19 protein-coding genes and 1 tRNA gene are annotated in these 21,725 nt (G+C 70.1%); 18 read left to right on the top strand and 2 right to left on the bottom strand.

What is annotated here, in order from left to right; genetic code table 11:
* Positions 1–5 precede the first annotated feature (5 nt).
* Both V3W47_RS13180 and rsr read left to right on the top strand, forming a co-directional pair.
* A tRNA-Phe gene (locus V3W47_RS13180) sits at positions 6–82 on the top strand.
* A 90-nt stretch (positions 83–172) separates the two neighbouring features.
* A complete protein-coding gene (gene rsr, locus V3W47_RS13175) occupies positions 173–1,768 on the top strand; it encodes an RNA-binding protein Rsr (RefSeq protein ID WP_331825680.1) in 1,596 nt (531 codons plus the stop codon).
* A gap of 518 nt (positions 1,769–2,286) precedes the next feature.
* Here the strand turns inward: rsr and V3W47_RS13170 are convergent.
* Positions 2,287–3,270 carry an acetamidase/formamidase family protein gene (locus tag V3W47_RS13170; protein ID WP_331825679.1) on the bottom strand — a complete coding sequence of 328 codons (984 nt, stop codon included), beginning with the start codon at positions 3,268–3,270 and terminating at the stop codon, positions 2,287–2,289.
* A 31-nt stretch (positions 3,271–3,301) separates the two neighbouring features.
* On the opposite strand from V3W47_RS13170, the gene murF reads away from it, so the two are divergent.
* From murF to V3W47_RS13090, 16 genes are all read left to right on the top strand, one after another.
* Positions 3,302–4,585, top strand: coding sequence for a UDP-N-acetylmuramoyl-tripeptide--D-alanyl-D-alanine ligase (gene murF, locus V3W47_RS13165; protein WP_331825678.1), 1,284 nt, complete (start codon positions 3,302–3,304; stop codon positions 4,583–4,585).
* A 46-nt stretch (positions 4,586–4,631) separates the two neighbouring features.
* The gene (locus V3W47_RS13160) at positions 4,632–5,357 is read left to right on the top strand and encodes a hypothetical protein (RefSeq protein ID WP_331825677.1); all 726 of its coding nucleotides are present in this window, start codon (positions 4,632–4,634) and stop codon (positions 5,355–5,357) included.
* A gap of 625 nt (positions 5,358–5,982) precedes the next feature.
* Positions 5,983–7,176 carry a type IV pilus assembly protein PilM gene (gene pilM / locus V3W47_RS13155; RefSeq protein ID WP_331825676.1) on the top strand — a complete coding sequence of 398 codons (1,194 nt, stop codon included), beginning with the start codon at positions 5,983–5,985 and terminating at the stop codon, positions 7,174–7,176.
* Entirely contained in the window at positions 7,169–7,873 is a 705-nt protein-coding gene (locus tag V3W47_RS13150; protein ID WP_331825675.1) for a fimbrial assembly protein, read from the top strand. Before pilM ends, V3W47_RS13150 begins: the two co-directional genes overlap by 8 nt.
* Positions 7,863–8,555: a type IV pilus inner membrane component PilO gene (locus tag V3W47_RS13145; protein WP_331825674.1), complete on the top strand. Its 693-nt coding sequence runs from the start codon at positions 7,863–7,865 to the stop codon at positions 8,553–8,555. The genes V3W47_RS13150 and V3W47_RS13145 overlap by 11 nt, the downstream gene beginning before the upstream one ends.
* Entirely contained in the window at positions 8,552–9,745 is a 1,194-nt protein-coding gene (locus V3W47_RS13140; protein WP_331825673.1) for a hypothetical protein, read from the top strand. The genes V3W47_RS13145 and V3W47_RS13140 overlap by 4 nt, the downstream gene beginning before the upstream one ends.
* On the top strand, positions 9,742–11,928 hold the full coding sequence (locus tag V3W47_RS13135) for a secretin N-terminal domain-containing protein (RefSeq protein ID WP_331825672.1): 2,187 nt from the start codon (positions 9,742–9,744) through the stop codon (positions 11,926–11,928). The genes V3W47_RS13140 and V3W47_RS13135 overlap by 4 nt, the downstream gene beginning before the upstream one ends.
* Positions 11,929–12,078: 150 nt before the next feature.
* Entirely contained in the window at positions 12,079–13,227 is a 1,149-nt protein-coding gene (gene aroC / locus V3W47_RS13130; protein ID WP_331825671.1) for a chorismate synthase, read from the top strand.
* A gap of 123 nt (positions 13,228–13,350) precedes the next feature.
* Complete coding sequence (locus V3W47_RS13125; protein WP_331825706.1) at positions 13,351–14,007, top strand: shikimate kinase; 657 nt, start codon at positions 13,351–13,353, stop codon at positions 14,005–14,007.
* Positions 13,994–15,049, top strand: a complete 1,056-nt coding sequence (gene aroB / locus V3W47_RS13120; protein WP_331825705.1) for a 3-dehydroquinate synthase — start codon at positions 13,994–13,996, stop codon at positions 15,047–15,049. The genes V3W47_RS13125 and aroB overlap by 14 nt, the downstream gene beginning before the upstream one ends.
* 219 nt (positions 15,050–15,268) lie before the next feature.
* The gene (aroQ, locus tag V3W47_RS13115; protein WP_331825670.1) at positions 15,269–15,700 is read left to right on the top strand and encodes a type II 3-dehydroquinate dehydratase; all 432 of its coding nucleotides are present in this window, start codon (positions 15,269–15,271) and stop codon (positions 15,698–15,700) included.
* Positions 15,697–16,515 carry an alpha/beta hydrolase gene (locus V3W47_RS13110; protein WP_331825669.1) on the top strand — a complete coding sequence of 273 codons (819 nt, stop codon included), beginning with the start codon at positions 15,697–15,699 and terminating at the stop codon, positions 16,513–16,515. The genes aroQ and V3W47_RS13110 overlap by 4 nt, the downstream gene beginning before the upstream one ends.
* A gap of 979 nt (positions 16,516–17,494) precedes the next feature.
* A complete protein-coding gene (rplM, locus tag V3W47_RS13105) occupies positions 17,495–17,920 on the top strand; it encodes a 50S ribosomal protein L13 (protein ID WP_331825668.1) in 426 nt (141 codons plus the stop codon).
* 2 nt (positions 17,921–17,922) lie between these two features.
* The gene (gene rpsI / locus V3W47_RS13100) at positions 17,923–18,315 is read left to right on the top strand and encodes a 30S ribosomal protein S9 (protein ID WP_331825667.1); all 393 of its coding nucleotides are present in this window, start codon (positions 17,923–17,925) and stop codon (positions 18,313–18,315) included.
* A 146-nt stretch (positions 18,316–18,461) separates the two neighbouring features.
* Positions 18,462–19,214, top strand: coding sequence for a hypothetical protein (locus V3W47_RS13095; protein WP_331825666.1), 753 nt, complete (start codon positions 18,462–18,464; stop codon positions 19,212–19,214).
* Between the two features lie 93 nt (positions 19,215–19,307).
* Complete coding sequence (locus tag V3W47_RS13090; protein WP_331825665.1) at positions 19,308–20,783, top strand: ATP-binding cassette domain-containing protein; 1,476 nt, start codon at positions 19,308–19,310, stop codon at positions 20,781–20,783.
* On the opposite strand, the gene V3W47_RS13085 is transcribed toward V3W47_RS13090, so the two are convergent.
* Entirely contained in the window at positions 20,765–21,595 is an 831-nt protein-coding gene (locus V3W47_RS13085) for an HAD-IIB family hydrolase (protein ID WP_331825664.1), read from the bottom strand. The genes V3W47_RS13090 and V3W47_RS13085 overlap by 19 nt on opposite strands.
* Between the last annotated feature and the right edge of the window lie 130 nt (positions 21,596–21,725).

Raw genomic sequence — 21,725 nt, 5'->3', positions numbered from 1 at the left:
CACGTGAATTGGTAGCTCAGACGCGCAGAGCGGCTGGTTGAAGCCCAGCAGGTCGCAGGTTCGATTCCTGCCCAGTTCACCACTCGGCACCTTCTTCGGTGCCCGGTCGCCGCTGGCGAGTTCAGCGCCCCTCGCCCCCTTGACTGTGCCCCTTGAAAGGAGGGCCGAAGCCATGAAGAACCTCCTGAACGTGATCAACCCCAAGAGCCGCAAGCAGACCGAGCGTCTGGACACGCGGCAGGTTCCCAACAACGCGGGCGGATACGTGTACGCCCTCCCCGACGAGGGGCGGCTGACGCGCTTCCTCGTGCTGGGCGTAGGCGGCGGCACCTTCTACGCGGGCGAGCGGGCGCACACCGTCCAGGCCACCGACTTCGTGCGCGAGTTCGTGACGCGCGACGCGGCCACCGCCCTGCGCGTGACGCTGGATGTGGTGCGGGGCAACCATGCGCCGAAGGCGGACCCCGCGCTGCTCGTGCTAGCGCTGATCGCCAAGACGGCCCCGAACGTGGCCGACCGTCAGGCGGCGTGGGCCGCGCTGCCCGAGGTGGCGCGCACGGGCACGATGCTGCTGCACTTCCTGGCCTTTGCGGACGCGCTCGGCGGCTGGGGTCGCCTGACCCGCCGGGGCGTGGCGCGCGTGTACGAGGACGTGCCGCTGGATCGCCTGGCGCTGTGGGCCGTGAAGTACAAGGCCCGCGACGGCTGGAGCCAGCGTGACGCCCTGCGCCTCGCGCACCCCAGGACCACGGACGAGGCCCGCAACGCGGTGCTGAAGTTTATGGTGAGCGGCCTGCTGGAGGGCGCGACCGACCCTGCCCTGCGTGTGATCGAGGGCCACCTCCTCGCGCTGGGGGCGACCACGGACGGCGAGGCGGCGCGGCTGATGCGCGAGTACGGCCTACCCATCGAGGCGGTGCCCACCCACCTGCGCGGGGCCGAGGTCTACCGCGCGGCGTTTGCGACGAACGGCCTGACGTGGCTGCTCCGCAACCTCGGCAACCTCGGGCGCGTGGGCGTGCTGAGCGTGAACGACCGCGAGGTAGCGCGGGCCGTCATCGAGCGCGTGACGGACGCGGAGAACCTGAAGCGGGGCCGCATCCACCCCCTCGACGTGCTGAAAGCCCGCCTCGTGTACGGCCAGGGGCGCGGCGTGAGGGGCGGCGGCGAGTGGGTCCCCGTACCCCGCGTGGTGGACGCGCTGGAGGACGCCTTCCACACGGCCTTCGGGAATGTGCGGCCCGCCGGAACGCGGCACCTGCTCGCGCTCGACGTGAGCGGCAGCATGACCTGCGGCACGGTCGCCGGAACGCCCGGCCTGACGCCGAACATGGCCGCCGCCGCGATGAGCCTCGTCGCCCTGCGGACCGAGCCGGACGCGCTGACGATGGGCTTTGCCAGCGAGTTCCGCAGGCTCGGCCTCACCCCGAAGGACACGCTGGAAGGGGCGATGCGGAAGGCCCAGGCCGCAAGCTTCGGCGCGACCGACTGCGCCCAGCCGATGCTGTGGGCCGCGCGACAGGGGGTGAAGGTGGAGACCTTCGTGGTGTACACCGACAACGAGACGTGGGCGGGCGGGGTCCACCCGACCGTGGCGCTGGACCGCTACCGCCAGAAGACGGGTCTGCCCGCACGCCTGATCGTGGTGGGCCTGACGGCGACCGGCTTCACCATCGCCGACCCCGACCGGGCCGACATGCTCGACGTGGTGGGCTTCGACAGCGCGGCTCCGGGCGTGATGGCGGGCTTCGCGCGGGGGGAGGTGTAGGGGGAACGTATCGGGAGACAGAACGGCAGGGGAACGTCCTCTGCCGCTTTTCATTTGTAAGAACGGAGGCTGTACCTTGACCCGATGTCCCGGCCACCGCCTCGCAAGCCACCAGCGATAAACCCAGGATGCTGGGCGATGTACCTGCTGGGGACCATGTGGATCGTGCCCGCTCTGGCCGTCTGGCACGACTCGTGGGGCGTGGCTCCAGCGCAACTTCAACGCCGTTGTGAGCCGCTGGTTGCCCCTGCCCTCGCCGGGCTACGTGATCCCCATGTGGTCTATCTGGTGTCGGCACCACGCTCGGAGGGAAGAGGCTCGGGCAGGGAGGAAGTCAGGAACGTCCCCCTGTACAGGGTTCGCAAAACCCGCGAGTTGCTCGTGCATGTGTGGACGGAGGACCGGAAGGTTTGGTGGAATGCGGTCTGCTCCTCCGGGCCGGGCGGCGTGACCCTGAAGAGATGAGCCGCCCCGCTTCCGTTGAAGGACACCTCTCAAGCTCAACGCAAAAGTTCCGTTCACCCCTCCCCGAACACATCCAGCGGCAGAAACGCGCTCACCGTGTAGTTGGGCGCGTCCACGACCTGACTGATCTTGAGGTCCACGCACACGCTCGACAGGATGTAGGCGTCCTCCAGGCTCAGGCCGCGTGCCTGAAGACGGCGCAGGAGGGGGCGCAGGGCAATTCGGGCCGCCGTCATCAGGTTGGGATGGTGGCCGGTCGTGGCGTGCCAGCGCCGACTCGTGCCGCCGTGGGTGGGCGTGACGAACTCCGGCGTGGTCAGGCCCGCGCCGCGCTCCACCCCAAAGCGCAGCGTGACCGACCCGGCGCACTCGATTCCGGTGCCGCTCAACTCGCCGTCGCCCTGCGCCGCGTGCAGATCGCCCACCGAGAAGAGCGCGCCGGGCACCTCGACGGGCAGGTACAGGGTGCTGCCCGCCACGAGTTGCCGGATGTCCATGTTGCCGCCGACCTGACGAGGCGGGGCCGTCGGGTGTGGGCCGGGTTCGGCGGGTGCTACCCCAAGCACGCCGGGAAAGGGCGCGAGCGGGACGCGGATGCCGGGGCGGAAGCTGGCGTGGGTGCCCGCCCGCAGGTCCCACAGGTGAGTGTACGGTTGCAGGCCCTCCTCGGCGAGCGCGGCGTCGAGCAGGCCAATTCCATTCGGGCGGCAGCCGGTCCAGCCCCAGGCGGCGGTCCGCACCTCCAGAATGTCCACGATCAGCGCGTCGCCCGGCTCTATGCCCTCCACGAAGACGGGGCCGGTCAGGGGGTGCCCGCGTGGTCCCTCTCTCGCCGGGAAGGCGTCGGCGGAGATGAGGTCGGTCAGTTCGGCAGGTGCCGTCAACTCCCCCGCTACCACCCGCCGGGCCACTCCGCCGTCGGAGGCGTCCAGCGTCCCGAACGTCACGGTGTCACCGGGGCGAACGCTCAGGGCGGGCGTCAGGTCGCGGTCCCAGACGGTGTGAATGGAACCTGTGCCGAGGTGGTGGTCCGTCATGACTCACAGGCTACGGATTATCCTCGGCCCCATGCTCGATCCGCACGCCTCCCTCCCTTTCACCGCCGCCGTTCACCCGCAGGCCCGCCCCGCCGTGCGCCTGACGTGGGACTCACGTGAGGCGTCGCCGGAGGTGGCGTTCGTGGCGCTGCCGGGGGAGCGGATGCACGGCAACCGGTTCGTGGAGGCGGCGCTCGCGGCGGGTGCCCCCTTCGTCCTCACCGACCTCGACGTGGAGCGGGCGGTGCGGGTGCCCGGCGCACGGGAGGCCCTGTTCGCCTGGGCGCGGGCGGAGCGGGCCAGGAACCCCCTCGTCGTCGGCATCACGGGCAGCGTGGGCAAGACGACCGCCAAGAGTTACGCGGCGGCGGCGCTGGATGCCCACTTCATGCCCGTCTACAACACCCTGCCCGCCATCGCCTGCTTCCTGACCCAGTTCGGGGGGAGTGATCGTCCGCTCGTCGTGGAGATGGGCATCGACCGGGTGGGCGAGATGGCGGAATTGGTGGACCTCGTGCGGCCTGACGTGGGCGTGGTGACGAGCGTGGGCGCGGCGCACCTGGAGGCGCTCGGCAGCGTGGAGGGCGTGGCGCGCGAGAAGGGCGTGATCCTGCGGGGGGTGCGCGGGCTGGTCGGGACGCAGGCGGCCCCCTTCTACCCCAGAGTGGAGACCTACGGCTTCGGTGAGGGCGTGACCTATGTGGGGGAGGAACTGGAGGTGACGCCGGAAGGAGCGCACTTCACCTTCCGGGGCGTGCCCGTGTGGCTCCCCCTCGCCTCGCGGGTGCAGGCGGAGGCGGCGGTGCTGGGGCTGGCGCTCGCGGAGGGGGCTGGACTGGACTTGCCGGACGCGGCGGCACAGCTCGCAGAAGTGCGGGTGCCGGGCGGACGCTACCGGGTCCATCCCGGTCGCCTCACTGTTATCGACGATGCCTACAACGCCTCGCCGCTCGCCGTGACTGCCGCGCTGGACGCCCTCGCCACCTTTCCGGGCCGCCGCATCAGCGTGCTGGGGCGGATGCTCGAACTCGGGGAGACGGAGCGCGAACTCCACGCGGAGGTCGGTGCCCACGCACGGAGACGGGCCGACCTCACCTACGGGGTGGGCCTGTTCGCCTCGGAACTGGGCGAGCGGGCCTTCCGAACCGTCCCCGACCTCCTGACCGACCTCCTCGCCGAGGTGCGGGGCGGGGACGTGGTGCTCGTGAAGGCGAGCCGGGGCATCAGTTGGACTCCCGAGAAACGGGCCGGGGAGGGCGTGGGGCTGGACGTGGTGGTGGCGTTGCTGCGGGAGCGGGCCACCGGGGAGATGTAACGTCCACCCTCGCCTTTCTCAGCGAGGTGGGCGAAACAATCCACCCATGCGCCGTCTTCTGCCCCTGTCCCTCTGTACCCTGTCTCTCCTCGCCTGCGCGCCCACGGCCACGACCCGCGCGCCGAGCTTCGACGCCGCCTTCAGCGAGGACGGCGCGACGTGGGTGGATGGCGGGCGGGCCTGCGTCGCGCGTGCCCCCTCGTACCGTGCCCTGTGCCCGGCGCTGCCCTCGGTGGTCGCGGTCGCGTGGAACGGTGGGGACGCCTGGGCGGCGGTGCCGGGTGCGGGCCTGCTCGTCACGCTCGACCGGGCGGCGCGGTCGGTGACGGCGGGGCGGGTCGTGGCCCTGTCGAACACGCGCGCCTACCGGGAGGACGGCAGCGCCGTGACCTTCGCGGGGGCGGCGGCAACGGGGGTGGCGGGCACGCCGACAGCGGTGGCGACGGGCGGCGACGGGCAGGACTACGCGCTCCTCGCCGGAACGCTGCGCCGAGTGGAGGACGGGGTGATCGTGGACCGCGCACCTAGGCCCGCCTTGCGAGTCACACCTACGGGCGTCACGACGGCGGACACGCCGGGCGTCGTCACGGGGGCGGGCACCTACCGCCTGACGGGCACGGCCCTCGAACGGGTGGACGCGACGGGCCGGGTGCTGGCGAGCGTGCCCCACGGGCCGGGGCGGGTGGGCCTCGTCGGCACCGAGGTCGTCACGGTCTCGCCGGGAGGCACGGTGCGGGTCTTCGACGTGAATCTGACGCCGCTGAGTCGGTGAGGGCCGAGACTGGAGCATCTTTTCTTCCCTCGACGCTGGTTTTCCCCCTGAACGCTTGGGACGGAGTAGGACGTGAACGTCCCAGACGTGCTTTATTCTCCCGCTCCCCTTGCGGGAGAGGGCTGGGGAGAGGGGTGACGAGCAGCGCTCGTCCTTCTGCCAGACGGCGGAAACGCCTCAACTTCCCGATGTGCAATTCACATTAAGCGTTTGTGGGGGAGGGTCGGGGAGGGGGCAACGAGCCACGCTCGCCCTCCTGCCGAACGACGAAAGTACCCCCTCCGCCCGGTCCTTGAGTCACAACAACATTCAAGACGGAGTGAGGGCTTCTCCTCCCGATGAGGAGGAGGCGAACGCTGTCCCGCCCGACCCTTCATCCTTCGGGGGCACCACGCGGCGGCGGGCGAGCCGCACGGTCAAACAGGAAAACCCCCGCTCCGACTCGTGAAAAAACGCGGTGGGCGCGAACAGGTGTCAGAGTCTCGTAAGTGGGCGGGTGGTTGCATAGGTTGGTTATGCACCCCTGCCCCCGCCCATCTTCACCCTTCTGCCGCCCCCCCGCGCCCGTCGCGGGCGGCCCGCGCGTGAGGGGACGTTAAAGCCTGTCTCGCACCCAGGAGGGAGAATGACGAGCTTCTTACAACGCCTACTCAATCCGCGCCCGGCGGCCATCGGGGTGGAGATCGGCACGAGCGCCATCAAGGTGGTCGCGCTGCGCCCCGGCTCCCCCCCGACCCTGCAACACGCGGTGATGGTGCCCACGCCCATCGGCTCCATGCGCGACGGTCTCGTGGTGGAGCCGCAGGCGGTCGCGCAGGAACTGAGGGCGCTCCTCGCCGAACACCGCATGACGGGGAAATACAAGTACGCGGTGACGGCGGTCCCCAACCAGGCCGTCGTCACGCGCAACATCATGGTGCCGCGCATGGAGCGCAAGGACCTTCAGGAAGCGATCAAGTGGGAGGCCGAGCGGTACATCCCCTATCCCATCGACGAGGTGTGCCTCGACTTCGACCTGCTGGACGACCCGGCGGCCATCCCGGAGGACGGGCAGATGGAGGTCGTCATCGCGGCGGCCCCCACCGAGGCCATCTTGCGGCAGGTCGAGGTGCTGCGGCTGGCGGGGCTGGAACCCACGGTGGTGGACCTCAAGAGCTTCGCGGCGCTGCGTGCCCTGCGCGGCAACCTGCTGGGCGCGCATCTCACGGTGGAGAACACCGAGGGCGGCACGACGACGGGCGGGCTGGTCGGCGCGGGCGAGGTCGGCCTCGTGCTGGAGATCGGCGCGAGCAGCAGCGTCATCAGCCTCGTGCGCGGCGAGCGGGTGCTGATGGCGCGCAACATCGGCGTGTCGGCGGACGACTTCACGACCGCGCTGCAAAAGGCCTTCGACCTCGACTTCACCGCCGCCGAGGACGTGAAGCTCGGCTACGCGACCGCCACCACCCCCACCGAGGACGAGGAGGACCTGCTCAACTTCGACCTCTCGCGGGAGCAGTACTCCCCGGCGCGCGTGTTCGAGGTCGTGCGCCCGGTGCTGGGCGACCTGATCACCGAGATACGCAGATCGCTGGAGTTCTACCGGGTGCAGTCGGGCGACGTGGTGATCGACCGGACGCTCCTCGCCGGGGGCGGGGCCAAGTTGCGCGGGCTGGCCGCCGCCATCGGCGACGCGCTGGGCTTCCGGGTGGAGGTCGCCAGCCCCTGGCTCGCGGTGCAGACCGACGGCGCGAACACCGACAGCGGCTACCTCCAGACCCACGCCGCCGAGTTCACCGTGCCGCTGGGGCTGGCGCTGAGGGGGGTGTCCCGTGGTTGAACTCAACCTCCTCCCCGTTCAGGAGCGCAAGCGCAGCGAGCCGAACGTCTGGAAGTACGCCAGCGTCGCCGTCGCCGCCCTTACGGGCCTCGCCCTGATCTTTCCCGAACGCGTGGTCGCCGGGAAGATCGGTGAGCTGCGCGCCGAGCAGGACCGCCTGAACGGGGAGATCGCCGCGCTCACCGCCGCCAAGAGCGAGTTCGACCGCCTGACGGCCACCCGGCGCACCCTGGAGGGCGTGACGGCCACCGCCGAGGGGCTGCGCCAGAACAAGACCTACTGGACGAACGACGTGGCGGCCTTCTCGGCGCGGCTGCCAAAGGGGAATGACGTGGCCCTGACCTCCATGACCGTCAAATCCCTCGACGCGGGGGCGCTGGCCTCCCTCCAGGGGGGCGGCGTGTACCTGGGCAGGAACGTGGTGCGCGAGATCGAGCTGGCCGGCACGGCGCGCAGCCAGCAGGCGGTGGTGACTTTCTTGAACGTGTACGAGAACGACCCAGATTTCGCGGTCAACTTCCGCAGCCTCCAGCAGGACGGCGAGACGGGCCGCTTCACCTTCGCGGCCTCGGTGGGCCTGGTCGGGGAGGCGGCCCCGGCAGCGGGCACGACCCCTGATGCAGCGACCCCCGGCACAGGCACAGCCACAGGCACCCCCGCCCCGGCGGCCCCGTCGGGAGGAAACGATGTTCGCTAAGCTCAGCGCCACCAAACTCGCGTCGCCCGGCCTGCCCTCGGTCAAGCTCGCGCCCCGGTTCGTCTTCATCCTCGTCCTGGTCGGCTGCGCGCTGGTGGTCGGGATGTGGTACATGATGCGCTTCCAGCCGCGCCAGCAGGAGATCACGCTGCTTCAGGGCGAGGTGGAGACCACCCGCAGCCGCGCCGAGCAGTACCGCGCTGCCCAGGGGGCGCTGCCCGAACTGCGTGAGGCGGTCGCCCGACTTCAGGTGGAGGAGGACAGGTTCCTGCGGGCGCTCCCCGCCACCGCGCAGTTCGGCACCGTGCTCGACGAGGTGCGGCGCAACGTGACCGCCTCGGGGGCCGAACTCACCGACTTCGCCGTGCAGGGCGGCAACGTCGCGGGGCTGCCGGGCGGCGTGCGGCCCATCAACCTCAACCTGAGTGTGAGCGGGCGCTTCGCCGAGGTGTTCGGGGCGCTCCGGTCGCTGGAGACGCAAAACCGCTTCACGACCGTCGGCGGCCTGGGCCTGCAGCTCCCGCAGGCGGATGCCCTCGACCCCAGCCTGGAGGGCACGCTGAGTCTCACCGTGTACACCTACGACCAGACGCAGGCCGCCGGGGACGCGGCCAACGCCCCCCAGGCCCCCGGTGCCGCGCCCGAGGCCGCCCCCGCCGCCCCCCAGGGAGGCACCCAGTGAGCCGCCCCGCGCTCCGCCTCCCCGAGAACTTGAAGCTCCAGGGCCTCAAGCTCTCGCGCGAGATGAAGGTCCTGCTGATCCTGCTGCTGCTCGTCGCCCTCGTCGGTGGCGGTTACATGTGGCTGGGTGGTCGGCAGACGGACGACGCCCTCGCGCAGACGGTGGACCAGACGGCGGGCACGGACGCCCCCGATCCCGAGGGCACGCCCACGGCGAACGGTGGCCCCGCCGCCCCCGGCGTGACCGTCCAGCCCGAGGGGCAGGTGGAGGTGCCCTCCATCCCGGCCTTCGGGGAGGACCCCGCCACCGCGCCCGGTGGGGAGGAGACCCCGGCCCCCGCCACACCCGCGCCCGGCGGCATCAACCCCGACACCCCGCTCGCCGCCCTGCCCTCCCGTAACCCCTTCCGCCCGGTGGAATTGGACGGGAGCGCCACCCCCGAGACGGCGCAGGCCACCTCCCCGGTGACGCCCCCCGCCGTGACCCCGGCCCCAGTCACGCCCGCGTTCGTGCCGCCCGCCCCCGTCACCGCCACCCCCGTGACCCTGACGCGGCCCCCAGTGAGCGTGGTGGAGCGCAACGCAGCCCCCGTCAGCAAGCCCGTGAGCGTGGCCGCCGTGACGCCGCTGCCGCGCACGGGCGTGCGGGTGGAGGTCCTCTCCGCCCCGGTGAGCGGCGGCGCGTTCCCCACCCCCACTCCCGCAGGCGCGCGGGTCGTGACGCTGCCCCCGGCGACCCCGGCGGCGGTGCCCACCCCCGCCCCGGTGCGGCCTCCCGTCGCGGGGGTCCGGGTGCCCGGCGGCACCTTCGACCTCGGTGCCCTCCTGGGACGGCGGGCCACGGTGGAGACGCCCGCCGCCCCCGCCACGGCCACCCCGGTTCCCCCCACCCCCGCCCTGCCCCAGCCCATCACGCACCTGGGGGCGGACGGCGCGGCGGCGGAAGTCCCTCTCAGCCCCCTCGCGGACCTCGTGCGGCGGCGTGAACTCGCCTTCGACGCCGGGGTTCTCGGGCCGGTCAACACCGCCATCCTGCGCTCGAAGGACGGCTTCCTCGTCGTGTCCGCCGGGCAGACCCTCCCCGACTCCAGCGTGACCGTCAGGGACGTGACCGCGACGGGTGCCACCCTCGCGCTCGGCACCGAAACCCACCTGCTGAACCTCGACTCCTCGACCGAAGGTGAGCCATGAAGAGATACGCCCTCCTGCTGACCGCCGCGCTCGGCATGGCCGCCGCGCAGACGCCCTCCACCCCCGCTCCGGCCCCCCTGGCCCGCCTCGCCGACACACAGCTCTCGGGCGCGAACGTGACCTTCGACCTGCGCCGCGCGGGCAGCGACCTCGCCTCCGTGTTCCTCGCGCTGGCGAAGAGCGCGGGCTACGAGATCATCCTCGAACCCTCCGTGGACGCCGTGCTGCGCGCCCACAGCACCGAGGGCGACGCGTCCGCCGCGACCGCGCAGGGTGCCGCAACGCCCACCGCCGCCCCCTCACGCGTCACCTACTCCTTCGTGAACAAGCCGTTCAACGAGGTCTGGCCGCTCGTGCTCGACATCTACGGCCTGAGCTACGAGACCATGCGGATCGGCGGCAAGCCCGTCCTGCGGGTCAGCGCCAAGCCGGTGCAGCGCATCGTGCGGCTGCCGATCACGCTGGACGCCCCCCGCGTGGAGCGGCAACTCAAGCTCTCGTTCGGGAGCCTGAAGGCCGGGAGCAGCCAGAGCGGCGGCACGGGCGCGAACACCGCCGAAGCCTCACGTGAGGAGATCGTCCTCGACTCGCCCACCATGCGGATCATCGCCGAGCCGAGTTCCAACAGCGTCATCATCCGGGGCACCAATCAGGAGGTCGCCCAGGTCGAGCGCCTGCTCTCCGAGATCGTCGCCGTTCAGCCAGCGGCGGCCCGCGCGGTCACGACGACCGAGGTTCAGCGCGTCTACGCCGTCAAGGGGCAGCAAGCGGACGTGACGGCCCTCCTCACCGCGCAGTATCCCGCCCTCAAAGTCACGCCCGTAGGGCAGACGGGGCAACTCCTCCTCACCGGGCCACAGGCCCAGCTCGACGCGGCCCTGACCCTGCTCGGGCAGGTGGACCGCCCCGTGGCTGCCGTCACCACCGCGCAGAGCATCTACGCCGTCAAGGGGCAGCAGTCGGACGTGACGGCCCTGCTCGCCTCGCAATACTCCGGCCTCAAGGTCACGCCCGTGGGCCAGACCGGACAACTCATCCTCAGCGGGCCGCAGACGCAGCTCGACGCCGCGCTCGCCCTGCTGGCGCAGGTGGACCGCGCGGCTCCCCCCGCGCAGGCCGGACCCCAGACGGTGCAGCGCGTCTTCCAGCTCGTGAACGCCAGCGCCGAGGAGGTCAAGGCGACGCTGGAGGGCACGCTCGCCCGCGAGGTCACGCCCCAGCAGCCGCCCCTCGCCAACGTGCCCGTGAACGCGACCGACGCGAACGGCAACGCGATCACCGTCACCGTGCCGACGACGGGCACAGGCGGGGCGCAGCCGGAGGCCCAGCCCAGCGCTCAGCCGACGCCCCAGAACAGCAACGCCGCGACGATCATCGCCGACAAGCGCACGAACACGCTGATCGTGCGGGGCACGGCCCAGCAGGTCTCGCAGGTGGCCGAACTCGTGCCGCAGCTCGATCAGGTCGTGCCGCAGATCAACGTGCAGGTCCGCATTCAGGAGATCACCGAGACCGCCGGGCGCACCCTGGGTATGGACTGGAAGGTGGGCTTCGGCGGCTTCAACGTGAGCGTGGGCAGCGGCGGCCTGGGGGCGTCGTTCGACCCGACCCGTAGCCTGGTGGGCTTCAACATCTTCCCCACCCTGACGGCGCTGGAGAATCAGGGTCTCACCAAGCGGGTGTACGACGGCAACCTCACCATGCAGAGCGGCCAGCGGTCGCTGGGCACGGGCACGAGCGCCCAGAACGCCTCCTCGAACGCGGCGGCGAGCATCAAGAGCGGCGGGCGGCTGGAGATCAACATCCCGTCGAGCAGTGGCAACATCATCCGGCAGATCGACTACGGCCTCAACCTCGACTTCTTCGATCCGCAGGTCGCGCCAGACGGCACCGTGAGCCTGCGTGTGCGGGGGCAGGTCAACAACATCGCGGGCACCCTGCCCACGACCACCGTGCCCAACCTGCTCAACTTCACCAACAGCGAGGCCCAGAGCAGCATCACCTTCAAGAGCGGCCAGACCGTGCTGATGAGCGGGTTGCTCGGCACGACCGAATCGAAGACGAACGACGGCGTGCCCTTCCTGAGCAGCCTCCCCATCATCGGTGCCGCCTTCGGGAAGCAGGCCACCAACCGCACGCAGACCCAACTGCTCGTCATCATCACCGGCACCGTCATCAAGTAGAGACACAAGTTGGATAGGAACGCCCTCCATCGTGGGGGCGTCTTCTTTTGATGGAGGGTCGCCAGTCGCCAGGAGGGCAATCTCTATTCCGGCCCGCTTCGTCTGATCAGCCCCCCTCAGCACCCACGGCCCCAACGCTAGATTTCCCCCATGAGGTACTTGACCGCCGGGGAGTCGCACGGGCCGCAACTGACGGCCATCATCGAGGGGGTGCCGTCGCACCTGCCGCTCGGCAAGGGGGACATCGACCCGTGGCTGCGGAGGCGGCAGGGCGGTTACGGGCGGGGCCGCCGCATGGTGATCGAGACGGACGAGGCGCAGATTCTGAGTGGCGTGCGGGCCGGACGGACGACGGGCGCACCCATCACCCTCGCCATCGAAAACAGGGACCACCGCAACTGGACCGAGATCATGTCGCCCGAGCCGGGGGGCGAGCCGCGCAAGAAGGCCCTCACCGACGCCCGCCCCGGCCACGCCGACCTCACGGGCGGCATCAAGTACCGCCACAAGGACCTGCGCGACGTGCTGGAGCGGGCCTCGGCGCGGGAGACGGCGGCGCGGGTGGCGGTCGGGTCGGTGGCGCTCAAGCTCCTCTCCGAACTCGGCGTGGAGGGAGCGAACTACGTCTCCAGCCTCGCGGGCATCGAGACGCGGCAGCCCTTCTCGTGGAAGGCGCTGGAGGCCATCGAGGAGTCCGACCTCCGCACCCCGGACGCGGACGCGGCGGCGCAGATGCGCGAGCGGATCGACCGGGCGAAGAAGGACGGCGACACCCTCGGCGGCATTCTGGAGGTGCGCTTCCGGGGGCTGCCCGTCGGGCTGGGGTCCTTCGTCCACTGGGACCGCAAGCTCGACGGGCGCATCGCGCAGGCGTGCCTGAGCGTGCAGGCGATGAAGGGCGTGGAGATCGGGCGGGCCTTCGAGAACGCGGTGAGGCCCGGCAGCAGTGTCCACGACGCCGTGTTCCGGGACGAGGAGGGCTACCGCCGCGAGACGAACGGGGCGGGCGGCCTGGAGGCGGGCATGACGAACGGCGAGGAACTCATCGTCCGGGTCGCCATGAAGCCCATCGCCACGCTGATGAAGCCGCTCCCGACCGTGAACGTCGTCACGCACGAGGCGTCGGACGCCGCCCGCGAGCGCAGCGACACGACCGCCGTGCCCGCCGCCGGGGTGATCCTCCAGTGCGTGATCGGCTGGGTGCTGGCCGACGCGCTGCTGGAGAAGTTCGGGGGCGATACGCTGCCCGAGCTTCAGGAGCGGGTGGACGCGGCGCGGGCCTACGCGCGGACGTACTGAGGCGCTGTGGGGGGCGGTGTGGGGTCGCTCGTGGAGCAGGTGGAGGCGGGGCTGGCGGCCTACCTCGCGCAGCCGGAGCCGCCCGAGGGTGTGGGTGAGGGTGGAGAGGAAGGGGGGCAGGGTGTGACGGTCACGCTCACGGAGGGGCTTTCCACTAGACTGTCCCCCATGCACGGGTCCGGCCTGATCGAGCGCCCCGTCACGTGGGTGGCGCTGGCGGGCTTCATGGGCACCGGAAAAAGCCGGGTGGGCTGGGAACTCTCGCGGATGCTCGCGCTGCATTTCGTGGACACCGACAAGCTCATCACCCGCGTGGTGGGCAAGACCATCCCCGAGGTCTTCGCGCAGGAGGGCGAGGGCTACTTCCGCGCCTGCGAGCAGGAGGTCGTGCGCCGCGTCACCCGCCTCGATCACGCGGTCGTGAGCCTCGGCGGCGGCACCTTCATCCACGACGCCAACCGCCACATCCTGCTGGAGCGCGGCCCCGTCGTCGTGCTGTGGGCCACGCCGGAGACGGTCTACCAGCGGACCAAGCACAGCGACCGCCCCCTCCTCCAGACCTTCGACCCCCTCTCGCGCATCCGCACGCTGATGGACGAGCGCGAGGAGCACTACCGTCAGGGCACCCTCCACGTCCACAGCGACGGTCGCCCCGCCGAGGAGATCGCCGGGGAGATCGTGGAGCGGTTGTGGGCGTGGTCTGACACGGAGTGGGACGAGGAGGAGAGTGCCGAACCGCAGGAGGCCGAACTCGCCGGGGCTGACCGTGCGGCGGATTGAGGTCGGCGGGTCTCAAGCCTACGCGGTGGAGGTCGGCGCGGGGCTGCTCTCGCAAGTGCGCGTCCCCGAACGGCATATCGCTCTCATCCACCCGGTAGACCTGCCCGCGTCCCTCGTGGAGACGGTGTGGGCGGCCCTCTCCCCCGCCGTCACCGTGCCCGTCCCCGCCCGCGACGACTGCAAGACGCTGGAAATCTTCGCGGACGTGCTCTCGCAGTTGGCAAGGGCGAATCTCCCACGTGATGGGGCGGTCGTGGGTCTCGGCGGCGGCGCAGCGACCGACCTCGCCGGGTTCGTGGCGGCGAGCTACCTGCGCGGGGTCGCCTTCTACACGCTGCCCACCACCCTCCTCGGCATGGTGGACGCGGCGGTGGGCGGGAAGACGGGCGTGAATCTTCCCGAGGGCAAGAACCTCGTCGGCGCGTTCTGGCCCCCCCGCGCGGTGTGGTGCGACACGGACGCGCTGACCACCCTGCCCCCCGCCGTCTTCGCGGAGGGCGCGGCGGAGGCGTACAAGCATGGGTTGATCTCCGACCCGACGTTGCTGCCCCGCGTCCTCTCCCCCGACTTCCGGCCCGGCGGTACTCAATTGGAGGACACCCTCGCGGACGCCATCGCCGTCAAAGCAGGAGTCGTCACGCGCGACCTGACGGAGCGGGGTGAGCGGGCCTTCCTCAACTTCGGGCACACGCTCGCGCACGCGCTGGAGGCCGTGACCGACCATGCGATCACGCACGGGGAAGCCGTCGGGTATGGGATGCACTACGCCGCGCGGCTCTCGCGTGCCCTCGGCGGCGCGGACCTGACCGGACATACCCTCGCCTTCCTGCGCTGGCAGCGGCCCCGGTCCCTTCCCACCCTGACTTTCGAGGACGTGTGGCCCTATATGGCCCGCGATAAGAAAGCCGATGCAGACGGAGTGCGCTTCGTCCTGCTGCATGACCTGGCGAGGCCGTATCTGGCGCGGGTGCCGGGGGACGTACTCCGGCGGGAGTTCGAGGGGTGGCGGGATGAGGTTGCAAAGATTTTGATCCCCGGTTGAGTGTGTAGGGCAAGCGGGGCTTGCCACCCCCCACCCGGCCTCCCCCGCAAGGAGGGAGGAGGAAAAAGACCCTGTGACTCGCCTTGCCTGACCGTTGAGGCGACTTTTGGCACTTGCTTTTGAGCCTTGATCGAACACGGGAGAGGCTTTCGCGTTAGCCTCTGCTTGCCCCTGCTCATCACTCATCACTCACCCCTCATCACTCCCGGAGGTCCGCCCTTGATCCTCGTCCTGAACGGTCCCAACCTCAACCGCCTCGGCCTGCGTGAACCCGGCATGTACGGCGCGCAGACGCTCGAAGACCTCGAACGCCTGTGCGAGGGCTGGGGGGCCGAACTCGGCCTCACCGTCGCCTGCCGCCAGAGCAACTTCGAGGGCCAGCTTCTCGAATGGGTCCACGAGGCGCAGACGAACGGCTTTTCGGGCATCGTGATCAATCCCGGTGCCCTGACCCACTACTCCTACGCGCTGCGAGACGCCATCGCCTCGCAGCCCCTGCCCGTCGTGGAGGTCCACATCACCAACGTGGACGCGCGGGAGGCGTTCCGGCACGCCTCCGTCACCGCCCCCGTGTGCCGGGGCAAGATCAGCGGCCTGGGCTTTCTCGGCTACCGCCTAGCGATGGAGGCCCTGACGGAGAGCGCCCTGTGACGTGGCGGCCCTATGCGGCCCGGCCTGAAAGCACCGTCACGGGCACCCTGTTGGAGTGGGAGGGCGTGGAGGACGCCAACCATGCCCCGCGCACCCTGCTCGCCTGGCTGCCACCCTCCTACGAGCGCGAGCCGGAACGCCGCTACCCCGTCGTCTACTTCCACGACGGGCAGAACGTCTTCGACGCGGCGACCAACCCCTTCGGCTCCGAGTGGGAGGCGGACGAGACGCTGACGCGAGTGGCGGCACGGGGCGTGGAGGCCATCGCAATCGGCATTCCCCACGGTGGCGAGCGGCGCTTCCACGAGTACAGCACGTCGCCCAATCCCCAGTTCCCGGAGGAGGGCGGTGGGGGCGCGGACGCCTATCTCGCTTTCCTGACGAAGACGGTGAAGCCGCTCATGGACGGCAGCTTACGAACTCTGCCCGACGTAGAACACACCACCCTGATCGGCTCCAGCATGGGCGGGCTGATCAGCCTTTACGCCCTCCTGACCCGCCCGGACGTGTTCGGGAGCGCCGGGGTGATGAGTCCCGCCTTCTGGGCCTGCCCCGGCGACGCCGAGCGGCTCGTGCGCGTCAGCCCTCCCCCCACCGGGCGCGTGTGGCTGGACGTGGGCGGACGGGAGAGCACCGAGCGGCCCGAGCGGTCGCGCGCCTACTGGGACGACGCCCACGCCATGCGCGACCTGCTGCTCGAAAAGGGCATGGGCGAGAGATTGCACTTTGTGGCCGACCCGGAGGGAGAGCACCACGAGCGCGCGTGGGCGGGGAGGCTGCCGGGGGCGCTGGAGTTCTTGCTGGGCGTGAGCTAGAGGAAATGACCCCAGAACGGGATGGCCGAGAAATCCTGTTCCGGGTACTGGGGCAAGTCCCGAAGAGGAGAGCTTTGCAAGAGCTTTGCAAGAGTTTTGCGTGCTCCTCCTCGAACTTGGCTGGTGAATTGTAGGCACAAGGGTCTATCACGAGGTCAAGATGGTCGTTCAAAAGGGCACCATATAGGTCGTGTGCCCAAACGATGATGTCCGATCCCATGACGGAGAGGCATACACTCTGCTGTCCCCGCTGTGGCAAAAGGAAACGGTGGGCATAGAGGGGGACGAGTTGTGGGGCCGCTCGCGTCACCCCGAGAATCTTTCCTGCCGCCTCACTTGAAGGCATTTCCCAGGGGTCGGTGTGCCATTCCCCCCACTCGTCCGTCCACCACCAGGGACGTTCCGTGCCGTCAAGAAGTCCCGTTGCGGGCCAGTTCAAGCGGTCAGCCACCCTCAGGTCATCAGCCCGCCAGTTCATGAAACCGTCCCGCTCAAACACTTCGATCATGTCGCCGTCGCGGAAGCCCGAAACCAGTTGTGGCCGATCCGGCGTGCCGAGGAGTTGCAGGAACAGTCGGTAATCCCACGGGAACTCCAGCCCCCAGCGTTTTTCCAGCGCCGTGACCTGCGCCTCCGTGTAGGGCTGCCATCTCGTGCCCTGGTACCAGTCGGTGACAGTATGTCCGGGACTGGGGTATGTTCCCGGCAAGAACTCCGGCTCATGCCCGGTCCAGAAACGCTCGGACTCCACCTTGAACCAGCACAAGAACTCGCGCAACCCGGCTTCGGTCATCCGGCTCAGCTTACGTGGTAGCTCACAGAGCTTGCCCCCCTCCCCCCTCCTCTGCTACCCTGGCCTTTAGTGTCTCGTGCTTGGTAGGGCCGAGGCGACCGGGAGGCACCCGGACACGCACGCAGCACCTGTCCCCCAAGGTCGCGGGGCGTGTCGCAGCCAAATCCCCACACACGAGGCAAGACGGTGAAAACCTACATTCCCAAGAACGACGAGCAGAACTGGATCGTGGTGGACGCGGCGAACATCCCGCTGGGCCGCCTCGCCACCCTGATCGCCAGCCGCATCCGTGGCAAGCACCGCCCCGACTTCACGCCCAACGTGATTCAGGGCGACTTCGTGGTCGTGCTGAACGCCGAGAAGGTCGTGCTGACCGGTGGCAAGCTCGACACCAAGGTGTACACCCGCTACACGGGCTACCAGGGTGGCCTGAAGACCGAGACGGCGCGCCAGGCGCTCGCCAAGCACCCCGAGCGCGTGATCGAGCACGCCGTCTTCGGCATGCTGCCCAAGGGCCGCCAGGGACGCGCGATGCATGGCCGCCTGAAGGTCTACGCGGGCGAGACCCACCCCCACGCAGCTCAGAAGCCCCAGCGGCTTGAGGTTCGGTAAGTATGGCGATTGAACAGTTCTACGGCACGGGCCGCCGCAAGGCCGCCGTCGCCCGCGTGTTCCTGCGCGCCGGCGAGGGCAAGATCATCGTGAACGGCAAGGAGTTCCAGACCTACTTCCGTGGGCTGCTGCGCGCCGTCCACGCCCTCCAGGGCTTCCGCGAGACGGGCACGGCGGGCCGCTTCGACGCCGTGATCACCGTGACGGGCGGCGGCCCCAGCGGTCAGGCCGACGCGATCAAGCTCGGCATCGCCCGCGCGCTGCTGAAGGTCAACCCCGACTTCCGCGCCCAGCTCAAGCCCCGTGGTCTGCTGACCCGCGACCCCCGCGAGGTGGAGAGCAAGAAGTACGGCCTCAAGAAGGCCCGCCGCGCGCCCCAGTTCAGCAAGCGCTGAGCGAGCACGGCGAACGCAGACCCCCTCCCCAGTGGAGGGGGTTCTTTTTCTGGCTCGACTCTTCAACTTTATCAAAAGCTCATACTTCTTTCGGCAAGCACATTTGCGCTCATGACCTCCACACCACCTGCCTAAGCTGGGCACGTATGCAAATCTTGAAACGCTCCGCCCCCGCCGTCCTCCTGCTCAGTGGCTTCCTGACGGCCTGCACCGAGACGCCCACGCCCACGCCCACCTCCATCAACGGTACGGTCAGCGGGTGGAGTGCCGGGGCAGGTACGGTGAGCGCCCAAGAGGGGACGACGACCCTGAGCAGCGCGGCCCTGAACGCGAACGGCACCTTCCAACTGGCCCTCCCGGCGGCGAGCGCGATTACGCCGTACCTGTTCTCGGTCGAGAACTTCACCTACAACGACTCGGGATGCAGCGGCAGCCTGACGGTCAGTGACCAGAACGCGAAGGTCTACCCGGTGGGAAGCCTGACAGCCACTGCCGGAGGCAGCAGCCGGACCATCCTGGCGCGGACTTATACCCAGACTTCGACCAACACTCAAACGACGATCACCTTTGATGGCCGCGTGTGGGTGTACGCCGACCGCGATGTGAACCTCAGTGGAAGCGTGAACTGCACGGACACGGTAGAAGGCGTGACTGTAACGAGCACGCTGTCTCAGAACGCCCGCCTCCACACGGGCTGGAACATCCTGAAGAGTAGCGCCGTCGTGACGGCCAACGGGGCGACGAGCAGCGGCACCATCAGCCTCAGCTTGACAAACACCTCGGACACCGCCTCGACTTGGACAGAGGAGACTGCCTCCCCCCTGAGCCTCACCAAGCTCAGCATCCGCCAGACCGCGCTCCTCAAGAGCCTGGAGAAGCACAATTCGCTCCTGAAGTAAGCCTGACGGGCACTACCCGCCGCGCCTCTCGTCGTTGAGGCGCGGCGGCCTTTTCATTTCTCCTGTCCACCCGCCGCTCTACACTCGGCGGCGATGACTGGGCCGCTGGTGGAACTGAGGGACGTGACGGTCCGCGCGGGCGGGCGCGTGCTGCTGGAGGAGGTGAACCTGTGCCTGGGACACGGCGAGGCCCTGCGACTGGCTGGGCCGAACGGCGGCGGCAAGACGACCCTGCTGCGCCTACTAGCGGGCGAGGTGGCACCCGTGAGCGGGGCGCGCATTTACCATCTGGGAAACGGGACGCAATGGTCGGCGGTGCGGGCGCGACGTACCCTGTCGGTGGTCGGGCCGGACGCGGAAGCCTTCTACCTGACGCGGGAGTGGGCGCAGACAGCGCGGGACGTGCTGCTGGCGGGATTCGAGGGCGACACGCTGCGGCTGTGGGACCCTACGCCGGGGGCGGTGGCGCGGCTGGAGGAGGTCGCGGCGCTGACGGGCGTGGGGCCGCTGCTGGACCGCGACTTCCGCACCCTCAGCCACGGGCAGCGGCGGCGGGTGGTCCTCGCGCGGGCGCTGATGCCGAGTCCAGAGGCCATCCTCCTCGACGAGTTCACCGATGGGTTGAGCGGGCGGGCGAGGGCCGAACTGGGCGACGTGCTGACGCGGGTGTATGGGGCGGGTGTGGCGGTCGTCCTCGCCACCCACAGGCCGGAGGAAGCCCCTTCCCTTCCCTGGCGGACGCTGCACGTTAGGGAAGGGAGAGTGACGGCGGATGGAGAGACAGGCCACACGTCGGACACGGGTACTCCCCTTCCCTCCCCTCCCGGTTCCGGCGACCTCGTGCGGTTGCGGGACGTGCGGGTGTACCGCAACGGGCATCTCGCCCTCGGGCCGCTGGACTGGACGTGGGAGGCCGGACAACACTGGCTCGTGACGGGCGAAAACGGCAGCGGCAAGAGCACCCTGGCGCGGCTGATCGCCGGGGAGCTTCATGCGGCATTTGGCGGCACAGTGGAGCGGCCCTACCTCCCCCGCGACCTGCTGACCGAGCGGCGGCGCACGCTAGGGCTGGTCGGTGCGGAGGTCGGCATCCGCCAGCGGCGCGCGTGGACGGGACAGGACGTGATCGGGAGCGCGTGGGGCGGCACGGAGGGCTTCAGCCCGGACCTCACGCCGGAGCAAGCCGGGCGGGTGAACACGCTGGCCGCCCACCTCGGTCTCACCGACCTTCTGGACAGAAATGCCGAGACGCTCTCGCAGGGGCAACTGCGCCGCCTGCTCCTCGCCCGCGCGGTCGCACATCAACCACGCCTGCTCATCCTCGACGAGGGGCTGGACTTTCTGGACACCGTGGCCCGCGCCCGCTTCCTCACCCTGCTGCCGGACCTCGCCCGCAATGGCACGCACATCCTGGTCATCGCGCACCGGGAGACGGACGCGCCGCACGGTCTCACGCATCACCTCCATCTGGAGGGCGGGCGGGTGGCGTTCAGCCGACCTCTGGAGGGGGCAGTCAGCGGCCAGCTTCCAGCGACCGGCACAGTCCCCAGTTATCCCTCCGACGATTGACCCGCCAGCCTTTCCTCCAACCGGTCGGCCAGCGCGTCCAGATACGCTCCCAGCTCCTCGGGGGAGGCGACCTGCTCGTGGGCGTGGCGGGCGAGGAGGGGCAGGGTGCCGACCTGAACGGCGTGCCCGGCGAGTTCGAACATCGCCTCGTCGTTGTCGCTGTCACCGAAGACGACGGTGCGCTCCAGCGGGATGTTCAGCGCCTCCGCGATCAGGGTGAGGGCCGCGCCCTTGTGCGCGCCGACCGGGGTAACGGTCAGGAAGTGGTCGTAGGGGGGCTGGGCACCCGTCAGCACGAGGCCGGGGTGCTTGCCGCGCAGACGGGTGGCGAAGTCACTCACGCCGGGGTGGTAGAAGCCGACCTTGAGCACGCCCTCGGTGGGGGCCTCGGCGAGCGGGCGGTAGGAGCGGTGGCGCATCCACGGCTCCGGCTCGCGGCCCGGCGGAAGGTCGATGTAGAGCTGGTCGGGCGTGAAGACGACCACGCGGGCATCCTCCAGCTCGTGCGCCAGCACCGCCTCCAGTTCGCCCGCCGTGAAGTGGGCCTGGGTGTGCAGTTCCTCGCCGATCTCGATGCGCCCACCGTTGTTGGTCGCCACTGCGTCGGGCTGCACGGCGTCGCGCACCTGCCGGGGAGGGGTGTCGCGGCCCGTGATGATCGCCACGCGCACGCCCCCCTCCCGCAGCCGCGCCAGCGCCGCCACGCTCGCCCCCGGCACCTCGCGGCCCTGGTCGGGCAGCAGGGTCCCGTCGAGGTCGAAGGCGAGGAGCAGCGGCAGATCGGCGGGGGGAAGGCGGGGAGGCGTCGTCACGCGGGGCAGCCTAGCAAGGCCCGCGCGGGGGGGAAGGTGAGGCGGGAGCGGTCAGCCGTCAGCTTTCAGCAGAAGACCTTTGTGAACCGCAAAGCGAAACCGCCCACCGACGGGGGCGGGCGGCCACGGA

The sequence above is a fragment of the Deinococcus sp. YIM 134068 genome (genome assembly GCF_036543075.1).
GTDB lineage: Bacteria > Deinococcota > Deinococci > Deinococcales > Deinococcaceae > Deinococcus > Deinococcus lichenicola.
The sequence above is the reverse complement of the archived record's forward strand: the minus strand, read 5'-3'. Positions and strand labels throughout refer to the sequence as shown.